The following is a 13,350-nucleotide window of genomic DNA, read 5'->3' on the forward strand; positions in this document are numbered from 1 at the left end:
TGCGTGGGCTTCGCGCTGCCGGGCAGCGCGAAGGTGCGGGTGGTGTCGCAGAACGGGGCGGCGGTCTCGGAGTCGAATCCGGGGTTCATCGAGGTTCGCTGGGACGGTATCGCCAAGACCTACCACGGTGAGCAGGACCGTTACGACGAGAACGTCAACGGCGGCTGGTGGCGCACCGGGGATGTCGGCTACCGCACCCGTGCGGGCTGTCTGCACATGCTCGACCGGGAGATCGACACCATCCCCGGTATCGGCTCCAGCCTGGAGATCGAGGACACCGTCCTGGACCGGCTCGACGAACTCGTCGAACTCGTCGTGGTGCAGGGCCCGGACGCGTCCCCGGTGCCGATCGTGTGCACCCGCGAGGACAAGCCCATCGACACCGCCCGCTGGCAGCAGGCCACCGGTGACTGGCCCCAGCTCGCCGAGCCCGTCCAGATCCCCATGGCCCAACTCCCGCGCACCGCCACCCTCAAAACCCGCCGCGTCGAACTGTCCCGCATCCTCCACGACAAACTCCAAGAACAACCCTGAAGCATCCGTGGGGCGGGCCCCCGCCCCACCTTGGTCAGCGGGCGCGCCGGCGGAAAGGCCGCCGGCGTACCCGCCGACAAGCATGTGAGCAGCCACCGCACCGCGACTCGTCCGATGGGGTGCAGCACCGACTCACCGGCTCCAGGCGGCCAGGGCGCCGCCTTCTTCCGTTGCTGACCTTGGGAGGCTTGACTCGGTGTTCAGCCGTATAGCGATCATCAACCGCGGCGAGGCCGCGATGCGGCTCATCCAGGCCGTCGGCGAGCTCAACGCCGCCGGCGGGCCGCGCATCGAGACCGTGGCGCTCTACACCGACGCCGACGCCACGGCCACGTTCGTCCGGGCGGCGGACCTCGCCTACGACCTCGGCAAGGCCGCGGACCGCCCCTACCTCGACCTCGCCGTGCTGGAGCGCGCCCTCGTCGAGACCGGCGCCGACGCCGCCTGGGTCGGCTGGGGCTTCGTCGCCGAGGACCCGGCCTTCGCAGAGCTGTGCGCGAAGCTGGGCGTGACCTTCGTCGGCCCCGACGCCGAGGCGATGCACAAGCTGGGCGACAAGATCAGCGCCAAGCTGCTCGCCGAGGAGGTCGGCGTCCCCGTCGCGCCGTGGAGCCGCGGCCCCGTCGAGGACCTGGACACTGCGCTGCGCGAGGCCGAGCGGATCGGTTATCCGCTGATGCTCAAGGCGACCGCGGGCGGTGGCGGCCGGGGCGTACGGGCCGTGCACCGGCCGGACGAGCTGGTCGAGGCGTTCGAGCGCACCAGCCAGGAGGCGGAGCGCGCCTTCGGCAACGGCGCGGTGTTCCTGGAACGGCTGCTGGTGAGCGCCCGGCACGTCGAGGTCCAGGTGATCGCCGACGGCCAGGGCGGCGTGTGGGCGCTGGGCGTACGCGACTGCTCGGTGCAGCGCCGCAACCAGAAGGTCGTGGAGGAGTCGGCCTCGCCGGTGCTGGGCCCGGAGCAGGCGGAGCGGCTGAAGTCGGCGGCCGAGCGGCTGGCGCTCGCCGTCGGCTACCGCGGCGCGGGCACGGTGGAGTTCCTGTACCAGCCGAAGGACGGGATGTTCGCCTTCCTGGAGGTGAACACCCGGCTCCAGGTGGAGCACCCGGTCACCGAGGCCACGACCGGCGTGGACCTGGTCAAGGCGCAGCTGCACGTGGCCGCCGGCGGCCGGCTCACCGGCGGGCAGCCCGCCGAGCTGGGCCACGCCGTCGAGGCCCGGCTCAACGCCGAGGACCCCGACCGCGACTTCGCGCCCGCCCCCGGCCGCATCGCCCTGCTCGACCTGCCCACCGGCCCGGGCATCCGGGTCGACACCGGCGTCAGCCAGGGCGACACCATCCCCGCCGACTTCGACTCGATGATCGCCAAGATCATCGCCTACGGCCGCGACCGCGCCGAGGCGCTGTCCCGGCTGCGGCACGCGATGCGCGACACCACCGTGCTGATCGAGGGCGGCACCACCAACAAGAGCTTCATCCTCGACATGCTCGACGAGCCCGAGGTGATCGACGCCAGCGCCGACACCGGCTGGATCGACCGGGTACGGGCCGAAGGCGGGCTGGCGTCGCCGCGGCACTCCGGCGTCGCGCTCGCCGCCGCGGCGATCGAGGTGTACGAGGACGGGAAGCGGGCCGAGCTGCAGCGGCTGCTGACCACCGCGCGCGGCGGCCGGCCGCAGGTGCACCACGAGAGCGGCCGGCCCGTCGACCTCACCCTGCGCGGCGCCGGCTACCGGCTCACCGTCGTGGAGACCGGCCCCGGCCGCTACCGCGTCGGCTTCGTCACCGGCCTCGTCACCGGGAGCGCAGAGGAGCCGGAGCGCACGGTCGACGCGACGCTGGAGCGGTTCGACGCGCACACCGGCCAGATCCAGCTCAACGGCCGCCGCTTCCGGCTGGTCACCGGCGCCCACGGTGCCGTGCAGCTGGTCGAGGTCGACGGCGTTACCCACCGCATCAGCCGCGACGAGGGCGGCGTCGTCCGCTCCCCCGCCCCGGCCCTGGTGGTCGCGACGCCCCTCGGGGTCGGCGACGAGGTCGACGAGGGCGCTCCGGTGCTGGTGCTGGAGAGCATGAAGATGGAGACGGTCCTGCGCGCCCCGTTCCGGGCGTCGCTCAAGGAGTCGCTGGTCTCCGTCGGCAGCCAGGTCGAGACCGGCGCGCCGCTGATCCGGCTGGAGCCGCTGGAGGACATCGACACCGCCACCGTCGCCGTCGCCGGCGTCGACCTGGACCTGCCCGCCGAACCCGCCGGGCTCACCGCCGAGCAGCGCGCCGGCCGCGGACTGGCGGAACTGCGCAGCCGGCTGCTCGGCTTCGACGCCGACTCGCGCGGCGCCGACGTCACCCTGGCCGACCACCTCGCGGTCCGCGCCGAGCTGGCGGAACGGCCGCTGGCCGCCGAGGCCGGGCTGCTGGAGGTCTTCGCCGACCTCTCCGAGCTGAGCCGCAACAAGCCGGAGCGCGAGGAGATCCCGGCCGAGACGTGGGTGCGCAGCCCGCGCGAGTACTTCCACATGTACCTGCAGAGTCTCGACGCCGCACGCGCCGGTCTCTCGGCGGACTTCCAGCAGCGGCTGACCCGCGTGCTGGGCCACTACGGCATCGACTCCCTGGACCGTACGCCCGCGCTGGAGGAGGCGGTCTTCCGCATCTTCCTGGCCCGGCAGGCCGCCGGCACGGACGTCGCGGTGATCACCGGGCTGCTGCAGCAGTGGCTCAACGAGGAGCCGCCGCCGGCCCGTTCGCGCCAGGCCGTGAGCCGGGCGCTGGAGCATCTGCTACGCGCCACGCAGCTGCGCTTCCCGTCGGTCGGCGCGCTCGCCCGGAGCCTGGTGTACCGCTGGTTCGCCCAGCCGCTGCTGCGCAGCGCCCGCGAGAAGGTCTACACGCAGGTACGCGAGCACCTCGGCCACCTCGACGAGCACCCGGACGCGGCCGACCGCGACGAGCGCATCGCCGACATGGCCGCCAGCTCCGAGTCGCTGGTGCAGCTGCTCGGCGAGCGCATCGGCCGCTCGGGCGCCCTGCCGGACCCGCTGCTGGAGGTGCTGTGCCGGCGCGCGTACCGCGACCACGGGCTGTCCGGCGTGCGCTGCGAGTCCATCGGCGGGCGCCCGTTCGTCCTCGGCGCGTACGACCTCGACGGCGTCTCGCACCGGCTGCTGGTCACCGTCTCCGACTACGACGACCTGGCCGCCGCGGCGGCGACCGTGGTGGAGGCGGCGGCGGCGGAGCCGGACTCCACCGCCGTCGTCGCCGAGTTCTACCTCAGCTGGACCGACCCGCCGGCCGACTCCGACGCCATGGCCGCGGGGCTGCGTACGACGCTGTCGGCCGCGGCCCTGCCCGGCAGCCTGCACCGCATCACCACGACGGTCGCCGGCCGGGGCGGCGCCGCGCCGCACCACTACACGTTCCTGCCGACCGCGAACGGCCTGGTCGAGGACAAGCTGATGCGCGGCATGCACCCGCTCATCGGCCGCCGGCTGCTGCTGCGCCGGCTGCGCAACTTCGACCTCACCCGGCTGCCGTCCGCCAACGAGGACGTGTACCTGCTGCGCTGCGTCGCGCCGAACAACCGGTCCGACGAGCGGCTGGTCGCCATGGCCCAGGTCCGCGACCTGACCGCGCTGCGCGACGATGAGGGCCGCATCCTGGCGCTGCCCGAGGTGGAGGCGGCGCTCGGCGCCTGCCTGGACGCGATCCGCAAGGAGCAGATCCGGCACCCGGAGAGCAAGCGCCAGGACACCAACCGCATCTTCATCAACGTCCGGCCGCCCAGCGACCTCACGCTCGCGGACCTCAACGCGGTCGCCCATCGCGTGCTGCCGACGACCGCGGGCCTGGGCGTGGAGGAGGTGCTGTTCCTCGGCTGCCGGCGCGACCGGCGCACCGGCGGGCTGGTCCCCGCGGCGGTGCAGGTGTCGTACGACGTGGCCGCGGGCGTCAGCCTCAGCGTCACCGACCCGCCCACCGACCTGATCCAGCCGCTGGACGACTACGGGCAGAAGGTGCTGCGGGTGCGGCGCCGCGGCACGGTCTACCCGTACGAGCTGTTCGACATGATCGCCGGTGCGGGCGGCGCGTTCACCGAGCACGACCTCGACGACGCCGGCGAGCTGGTCCCCGTACAGAGACCCAAGGGCCTGAACAAGGCCGGCATCGTGGCGGGCGTGGCCACCACGCCGACCGAGCGCTACCCGGAGGGCGTGACCCGCGTCGTGCTCCTCGGCGACCCGGTGAAGGCGCTGGGGGCGCTCTCCGAGGCGGAGTGCGCCCGGGTGGTCGCGGCGCTGGACCTGGCGGAGCGGCTGCGGGCGCCCGTCGAGTGGTACGCGCTGTCCGCGGGCGCCCGAATCGCGATGGACTCGGGCACCGAGAACATGGACTGGATCGCGCGGGCGCTGCGCCGCATCGTGCACTTCACCCAGGACGGCGGCGAGGTCAACGTCGTCGTCGCCGGCGTCAACGTCGGCGCGCAGCCGTACTGGAACGCCGAGGCCACGATGCTGATGCACACCCGGGGCGTGCTCGTGATGACCCCGGACTCGGCGATGGTGCTGACCGGCAAGCGGTCGCTGGACTTCTCCGGCGGCGTCTCCGCCGAGGACAACTTCGGCATCGGCGGCTACGACCGGGTGATGGGCCCCAACGGCCAGGCGCAGTACTGGGCGCCGGACCTGAAGGCCGCGCGCGACGTGCTGCTGTCGCACTACGACCACAGCTACGTGCTGCCGGGCGAGGCCGGCCCCCGCAAGGCCACCACCACCGACCCGGTCGACCGGGACGTCTGCGCCTTCCCGCACGCCGTCGAGGGCAGCGACTTCACCACGGTCGGGCAGATCTTCGCCGCCGAGACCAACCCGGACCGCAAGAAGCCGTTCGACATCCGCACGGTGATGCGCGCGCTCGCCGACCAGGACCACGCGGTGCTGGAGCGCTGGGCCGACATGGCCGAGGCGGAGACCGCGGTGGTGCAGGACGTGCACCTGGGCGGACGGCCGGTGTGCCTGGTGGGCATCGAGTCGCGGTCGGTGCAGCGGCGCGGCTTCCCGCCCGCCGACGGCCCGGACGCGTACACGGCGGGCACGCTGTTCCCGCGCTCGTCGAAGAAGGTCGCGCGGGCGGTGAACGCGGCGAGCGGGAACCGGCCGCTGGTGGTGCTGGCGAACCTCTCCGGGTTCGACGGGTCGCCGGAGTCGATGCGCGAGCTCCAGCTGGAGTACGGCGCCGAGATCGGCCGGGCGATCGTCAACTTCCGTGGCCCGATCGTGTTCTGCGTGATCTCGCGCTACCACGGCGGCGCGTTCGTGGTCTTCTCCAAGGCGCTGAACCCGGGCATGACGGTGCTGGCGGTGGAGGGCTCGTACGCCTCGGTCCTCGGCGGCGCGCCGGCCGCGGCGGTGGTCTTCGCCGCCGATGTCGACTCCCGCACCGCCGCCGACCCGCGGGTGGCGGACCTGGAGGCCCGCATCTCCGAGACCTCGGGCCGGGAACGGGCGCAGCTCGCCGGCCGGCTGGAGAACGTGTGGGCGGCGGTGCGCGCGGAGAAGCTGGGCGAGGTCGCCGCGGAGTTCGACAACGTGCACTCGATCCAGCGCGCGCAGCGGGTGGGCTCGGTGGACTCGATCATCCGCCCCGAGGAGCTGCGGCCGCAGATCATCGCCGCGGTGGAGCGCGGGCTCGCCGCGGCGCCCGGCGGCAAGGCCGATATCAAGCCATGAGCCGCCACACGAAATCCCGGCGCGCATACAGGATATACGGAACCCGCGGTAACCGGGGGGCGCGGCTCAGTATGACGGGTCCCGCGGCCCGCCAAAAGTGACAATAACTGAGCATCAGGTCTCGCTTGACGAGAGCCACTCGTCTTGGAGAGTGTTCTTCTACGGCAGGCCCGCGATCCTTCCGAGCCGACCCATCGCGACCCGCCGGTCTTCCGCCGACGATTACGGAGAGGGAATGTCGACAGAGCACGAGTTATGTCGAGTTCCGTCATGCGGCAGCAAACTGCACGGCAGCACGGCGCAGCCGGGAATGACCGGCGGCGGGAAAGTCCGGTGCCCGCCGTGCCGTAGTCGGTACGCACACATGCACCAACGGCCCACACCCGCTGCGTTTTCACGTGGCAAGGGGACTCTGACCGTTGCCGTGACCGGTCCGGCCGGTGCCATGAACCCTTTCGCTACGAATCGGGCACGCGGCCGGACGCCGGCATGCCCGCCTTGTCCCTCCCAGCAGGCAGGAGACCCGCCATGGTTACTCGGGAATCGCAGTTGGTGGAACTCGTCGACGCCGGCGGTACCGCCCTCGGCTCCCTCAAGGTCGCCGAGGCGCACACGGCGCCCGGCCGGTTGCACCGCGCGTACTCGGTGATGCTGCTCGACGACCAGGGCCGCATCCTGCTGCAGCAACGGGCCGCGGTGAAGACCCGGTTCGCGCTGCGCTGGGCCAACGCGTGCTGCGGTCACCCGGCGCCCGGGCAGGCCGTGGTCGCCTCCGCCGTCGAGCGGCTGGTCGAGGAGATCGGGCTGCGCGGGGTGCCGCTGGAGGAGGCGGGCGTGTACCTCTACCGGGCCGAGGACCCGCAGACGGGGCGCGTCGAGCACGAGTACGACCACGTCGTGGTCGGCCGGGTACCGGCGGACGTGCCGCTGGACCCGGACCCGGCCGAGGTGGCCGACGTTCGCTGGGTGCCGCCGGAGCAGCTGCGCGCGGACCTGGCCGCCCACCCGGACGACTACTCGCCCTGGCTGGGCGGCGTGCTCGCGGTGGCCACCAACGCCGCCGACCGCCTGCCGCTGGCCGCCGGCCTCGCCACCCCGTAGGGCGTTCGCCGGCGGCACGTCGTCGCGGAATACGGGATGACGAAGGACGCCGTTCCGATTCCGCTCCACCGAGGGACCTGAAGACCCAGAGCGGCCCCGGCTGAATTTCCAGGTTCCCGGTCGCATGCTTTCCCGCCCTGGCGCAGCCATGCCTGCGCACACACCTCCGAAGTGACAGAAACACGCAACCGAAGGAGATCACGGTGACCAACCTGATGCTGCTGCCGGACGGAATGCGCCGCTGGTCCAAGGCCAACGGCGTCTCTCTCGACGACGGCTACAAGGCGATGGCGGACAAGCTGGTCGAGTTCATGGGCTGGGCCCGGGAGGAGGGCATCAAGACCCTGTACATCACGACCTCCTCGGCCGCGAACTTCAGCCGGCCGGAGCCCGCGGTGACGACGTTTCTGGTCGCGTTCAACGACATAGTGAGGCGCGTCCACGACGACGTCAACTTCGACTTCTCCGGATCGCTCCACCTGGTGCCCGAGCAGTACCTCATCGAGCTGGAGGAACTGCGGGACAAGTCGAACAAGGAGTCGGACTTCACCCTGCACTACATCATGGGGATGTCCCTCTCCGAGGAGGTCGTCCAGATCTTCAACAGGCTCAACGGCAAGATCCCGGAGCTGACCGAGGAGATCCTGGCCGAGAACGCCTACGTCCCGCAGAACGTCGACTACCTCATCCGCACCGGCGGGGCGATCCGGATGTCGTCCTTCTTCCCGCTGATGTCCCCGTACGCCGAACTGCACTTCTCCCCCGTCCTGTTCCCCGACATCACGAAGGCCGAGTTCGACACTGCGATGAAGGACCTTCGACGGCGGGAACGGCGCTACGGGAACTACCCGGCGTAGCGCTCATCGACCAGCTCGGGGAAACGGCGGCGGGCAGCGGCCCGCCGCCGCCCGCTGAGACGGCCGGGCAGGGCGCGCAGCACCGCGCCCTGCCCGGCCCCTTTTGTGTGACCCCCCTCAGCGGCCGTCGCCCAGGCCGTCCAGGAACGCGCGCAGCGCGTCCCACTGGGCGTGCAGCGAGTGGTCGCCGTCGCCGAGCGGGTCCTTGAAGAAGAAGGCCAGCGGCGTCAGTTGCCCCGTACGCCCGGCGGCGTGCGCGGCCAGCGAGATCCGGGCCAGGTCGAGGACGAGCGGTGCCGCGAGCGCCGAGTCGCAGCCCTCCCAGGTGAACTGCAGGCGCATCGAGGTGCCGAGGAAGCCGCCGAAGGTGATGAGGTCCCAGGCGGTCTTGAAGTCGCCGATGTCGGCGACGTAGTCGATGTGGGTGTCGCCCTCGGGCGCGTAGCCGAGGGTCTCGCGCAGGACGCGCTGCTTGCTGACGGACTTCGCCGCGTTGGCGCCGGGCTCGGCGAGGTTGGCGCCGTCGCCGCCGCCGAGGAGGTTGATGCCCGACCAGGAGCGCACGGCGAGGTTGCGCATGGCGAACATCGGCGCGAGCACCGACTTCAGCAGCGTCTCGCCGGTCTTTCCGTCGTGGCCCGCGTACGGCAGGCCGCGCGCGGCGGCCAGCTCGTCCAGCGCGGGCAGCCGCGCCCCGGTGGAGGGGGTGAAGTCGACGTACGAGCAGCCGGCCGTGAACGCCGCGTAGGCGTAGAGCGAGCTGGTCGGCAGCACCCGGCCGGGCGCGGCCAGCGCCGCGTCGAGCGCCGCGAGGCTCGCGTGCGCAGAGTGCGGCTCGGCGACGGGCTCGGTGGAGGCGACGTTGACGACGACGACCTGTTCGAGGCCGTGGCGCTCGGCGAACGCCTCGATGTCGGCGACGACCCCCGCGGCGGTCCCGGCCTGCGTACCGCCGTCGGGCGCCTGCCGCAGGTCGGACTCGACCTCGGCGAGGTCCGCCGTCAGCGCCTGGACGAGCCGGGCGGGCACGACACCGGCGGCGGCGAGTTGCTCGGCCTTCTTGGCCACCGAGCCGGTGCTGACGTCGTGGCCGCCGAAGACCAGGTCGCCGAAGCCCGGCAGCGCGTCGGCGGCCAGCTCGGGGTGGGCGGTCACACAGCCCACGGGATCGGTCAGGCCGGCGCGCAGCGCCAGCCCGCCGACGATGGCGGTGGTGGCGACCGAACCGCGGGCGCCGACGAACCAGATGCCAAATCGCATGAAGACCCCTCCGTTACCAGCACTGCGTTCGAAACCTGCGTGTACCGCTCCGTCCCCCGCGGACGGAGCTGCGGGACAAGGGTGAGGGCCGGGCCGACGGCTTGGCAGCCACGGCCCGGCCCTTGAGGAAAGACGCCCGGTCGTCGATCAGCCGATCTTGACGACCTCGCCACCGTCCCAGTCACCGGTGGTGCCCGGAGGCCACCACAGGCACTTGTTGGTCACGTAGATCGAGCCGTCGGGCCCCGCCAGGAAGCCGTGCGGGAAGAAGAGCTTGCCCTTGGCCAGCTCCGTGCGGGTGCCGTCCCGGCCGATCTGGATGACGCTGCCGCCCTCGTCGTCGGGGTCCGGCAGGAAGCCGGACGAGGTGGCCTGGGTGACGTAGAAGTCGCCGTTCTTGCCGAAGCCGCAGCCCGTGATGGCGCTGAAGCCCTTCTGCCAGACCTCCAGGTCACCGCTCCACGGCTCGTAGCGGTAGACCTTGGCCGCCTTGGCGCCCTCCTCACCGGTGTTGCCGTGGCCGGTCAGCTCACCGACGTAGACCGCGCGGTCCGGGCCCTCGGCGACGCAGGTGGGTACGGCGTCGGAGCCGGCCGGGCTGAGCGGGAAGCTGGTGAGGATCTCGGTGTTGCCCCACCGGTCGATCTCGCCGAGCACGTTGGCGCCCGCGTCCACGTAGTAGAAGCCGCCGCTCTTCTTGGCCGTCAGCGAGTACGGGTTCGCCACGTCGAAGTCGGGCGTGGGGTCCGGGTTCTCGCTGACGTAGTCGAAGTCGGCCTCACCCGGCTTGGCCACCACCCGCGGATTGTCGGGGTCGGTGACGTCCATCAGGGTGCCGGCCACCGGCTTGACCTTGTTCCGCAGGTCGTCGGAGAGCCACTCGCCCTCCGGACCGTCCGGAACGGCCTGCGGCGCGCCCGCCTGCAGCGTGTAGAGACGGCCCTTGCTGTAGGCCAGGCCGTTCGGGCCGATCATGTCCTGCAGGTTGAGCGCCGAGGGCAGGTTCTCCACCACGCGCTTCGGCTCACCGGTGGTGATGTCGGCGACCGAACCGGTGAAGCCGAGGCACTTCATCTCCATGACGATCTCTTCGGAGACCATGTTGCACTCGGAAGGCGCCTCGAAAGGCGGCGTCCCGGTCTCGGAGACCAGCAGTCGGCCCATCGGACCCCAGGCCAGGGAACGCGGCGAGTACAGCCCTTCCGCGACGACCTCGACCTCGGCGTCCTTGCCGAGCGTGCCCGAACCTCTGCCGAGATCGGCGGCCACGGCCACCGGTCCGGAAGATCCGGCTGCCACACCGGCGAGCGTGGTCGCCGCCGCGGCGGCGAGCAGCATCCGACATCGTGCTAAACGTCGCATCGAGCTCTCATCTCCTCGATAAGTGGGGTGAGCTTGTGGTGTGTGACAACGCGCCCGGCCGGATTCGGCCGCCGCGGCAAGGAAGCCGTCGGCCGGATGCCCGGCCGACGACGACCTTTCCGCTGCGGTCAGCGGGCGGGCTCAGCCGATCTTGACGACCTCGCCCTGGTCCCAGCGGTTCGTGGTGCCGACGGGGTACCACACGCTGTTGTTGGTGACGTAGACCGAGCCGTCGGGGCCCGCCAGGAAGCCCTGCGGGGCGAACAGCTTGCCCAGGCCCAGCTCGGTGCGGGTGCCGTCCTTGGCGATCTGGGTGACGACGCCCTGCGGGTCACCGGGCGACGGGAAGCCCGTCGTGTCGAACTGGGTGACGTAGAAGTCGCCGTTGGCGCCGAAGCCACAGCCGGAGATGGTGGCGAAGCCGCTCTCCCAGACCTCCAGCTCGCCGGTCTTCGGGTCGTAGCGGTAGACGTTGGCGGCGTTCTTGCCGGTGTTGCCGAAGCCGGTGAGCTGGCCGGCGTACACGGCACCGTCGGGGCCGACGTCGACGCAGGTGGGCACGGCGTCCGCGCCGTTCGGGGACTTCGGGAACCACTTGAGGACCTCGACGTCGCCGTTGCGGTCGACCTCCCCGAGGATGTTCGCGGCGGCGTCCACGTAGTAGAAGCCACCGCCCGGCTTCGCGGTCATCGAGGTGGGGTTGGACGTCGGGTCCTCGCTGATGAGGTCCGGGTTGTCCTTCATCCACTGGTAGCCGGCGGCGCCGGGGTTGGCGATGGCCCTGACCTTGCTGCCCTTGATCTGCAGCACCCGGCCGTACTGGCTCTTGAGGGTGGGGGTCAGGTCCTCGGGCAGCCAGTCGGGCATGCCGATGCTGTGGCCGGCCTCCAGCACGTGCAGCTTGCCGTCGACGTACTCCATCGCGTTGGGGCCGACGACCTCGGCGTTGTTCACGTTCGACGCGAGACCCTCGACGATCCGCTTCGGCTCGCCGTCGGTGACGTCGGTGATCGCGCCCGTGGTGCTGAAGCACTTCGCCGTCATGATGTCGGCGCTGTCACAGAGCTGCTTGATGCCGCCCGCCTCGGAGACGAGAAGGCGGCCGTCGGGCGTCCAGGTCAGGTCGCGCGGCGACTGCAGGCCCTTCGCCACCACCTCGACCGGGGCGTCGCCGGGCAGGGTGCCGGAGCCCGATTCCGCCGCGGCCACCTGGCCCGACGGTGCGGCTGCCACACCGGCGAGCGCAGCCGCCGCAGCGGCGGCGAGTGGCATGCGGAACCTCTTCAGACTACGCATCTTCGCCTTCCTCCGTTTCGATGTTGCTGGTGCACTCATGACAAGACGCGTTGAGAGAAGCTCCTCGCCAGAGCCGCCCGGGTAGGTCGGAACTCCCGGTCGGCGCAGTGAGCATCGGCTTCACGCCTTGAGGGGGGCTTTCTTATCGATTGGCGTCGAGTTGGCGGTCACCGTCCCACGGGGTGGCGAGCGGACAACTCATGGCCGATGGCTCTCGCCCGTAACCCGGAATCGCTGTCCCGGGAATGCGAGCCCGCATACACGGCCCGTGCACACCAGCCCGGCGGAAGGCCGGATCTGCCGACACGCGGCCGGAGGGCTTCTCAGTAGAAGAGGCGGTACGTGCCGACCGACGTCATCGCCTCGGCGGACAGCGGCTCCGAGATCCACTCGTTCTTCAGGCCGTTCATCGTCTCCTGGAACGCGGGCATGGTGAGGAGCGGGTTCTTCTCGTCGTCCTCCAGGTCCACCACCAGGACGAAGGTCTGCCCGTCGGGGAGCTTGCACCAGGAGTAGCGCACGCCCTCGGGCTTGGCCTCCTCGATCGCCGCGAACAGCTCCTTCGCGGCCTTCTCCGCGGTCTCGACCTTGTCTTCCTTGATCTTGGCACGGAACATGCGGACGCTCATCGCGAATCTCCTTGGTAAACGTGCGCGCCGCCGGGGTCGGCGGCGTTTATCAGGGTTGTTCTTGGAGTTTGTCGTGGAGGATGCGGGACAGTTCGACGCGGCGGGTTTTGAGGGTGGCGGTGCGCGGGAGTTGGGCCATGGGGATCTGGACGGGCTCGGCGAGCTGGGGCCAGTCACCGGTGGCCTGCTGCCAGCGGGCGGTGTCGATGGGCTTGTCCTCGCGGGTGCACACGATCGGCACCGGGGACGCGTCCGGGCCCTGCACCACGACGAGTTCGACGAGTTCGTCGAGCCGGTCCAGGACGGTGTCCTCGATCTCCAGGCTGGAGCCGATACCGGGGATGGTGTCGATCTCCCGGTCGAGCATGTGCAGACAGCCCGCACGCGTGCGGTAGCCGACATCCCCGGTGCGCCACCAGCCGCCGTTGACGTTCTCGTCGTAACGGTCCTGCTCACCGTGGTAGGTCTTGGCGATACCGTCCCAGCGAACCTCGATGAACCCCGGATTCGACTCCGAGACCGCCGCCCCGTTCTGCGACACCACCCGCACCTTCGCGCTGCCCGGCAGCGCGAAGCCCACGCA

General features: G+C 71.3%; 9 protein-coding genes. 4 read left to right on the top strand and 5 right to left on the bottom strand.

Annotation, left to right across the window (positions count from 1 at the left end; genetic code table 11):
* From T328_RS35675 to T328_RS35690, 4 genes are all read left to right on the top strand, one after another.
* On the top strand, positions 1–534 hold a 534-nt coding region (locus T328_RS35675), incomplete at its 5' end, for a class I adenylate-forming enzyme family protein (RefSeq protein ID WP_496500426.1).
* A 196-nt stretch (positions 535–730) separates the two neighbouring features.
* Complete coding sequence (locus tag T328_RS35680) at positions 731–6,262, top strand: ATP-binding protein (protein WP_496500427.1); 5,532 nt, start codon at positions 731–733, stop codon at positions 6,260–6,262.
* 528 nt (positions 6,263–6,790) lie between these two features.
* On the top strand, positions 6,791–7,363 hold the full coding sequence (idi, locus tag T328_RS35685; RefSeq protein WP_496500428.1) for an isopentenyl-diphosphate Delta-isomerase: 573 nt from the start codon (positions 6,791–6,793) through the stop codon (positions 7,361–7,363).
* A gap of 203 nt (positions 7,364–7,566) precedes the next feature.
* Positions 7,567–8,220 carry an undecaprenyl diphosphate synthase family protein gene (locus tag T328_RS35690; RefSeq protein ID WP_496500429.1) on the top strand — a complete coding sequence of 218 codons (654 nt, stop codon included), beginning with the start codon at positions 7,567–7,569 and terminating at the stop codon, positions 8,218–8,220.
* Positions 8,221–8,337: 117 nt separating this feature from the next.
* On the opposite strand, the gene T328_RS35695 is transcribed toward T328_RS35690, so the two are convergent.
* From T328_RS35695 to T328_RS35715, 5 genes are all read right to left on the bottom strand, one after another.
* Entirely contained in the window at positions 8,338–9,480 is a 1,143-nt protein-coding gene (locus T328_RS35695) for an inositol-3-phosphate synthase (RefSeq protein WP_496500430.1), read from the bottom strand.
* 147 nt (positions 9,481–9,627) lie between these two features.
* Positions 9,628–10,842 (bottom strand): ScyD/ScyE family protein, encoded by a 1,215-nt coding sequence (locus T328_RS35700; RefSeq protein ID WP_496500431.1) that lies wholly within the window; start codon positions 10,840–10,842, stop codon positions 9,628–9,630.
* A gap of 141 nt (positions 10,843–10,983) precedes the next feature.
* Positions 10,984–12,138, bottom strand: coding sequence for a ScyD/ScyE family protein (locus T328_RS35705; RefSeq protein WP_496500432.1), 1,155 nt, complete (start codon positions 12,136–12,138; stop codon positions 10,984–10,986).
* 323 nt (positions 12,139–12,461) lie between these two features.
* A complete protein-coding gene (locus T328_RS35710) occupies positions 12,462–12,767 on the bottom strand; it encodes a hypothetical protein (RefSeq protein WP_496500433.1) in 306 nt (101 codons plus the stop codon).
* Between the two features lie 49 nt (positions 12,768–12,816).
* A partial coding sequence (locus T328_RS35715; protein ID WP_496500426.1) for a class I adenylate-forming enzyme family protein occupies positions 12,817–13,350 on the bottom strand: 534 nt, incomplete at its 5' end.

The organism is Streptomyces sp. CNX435 (assembly GCF_059570575.1).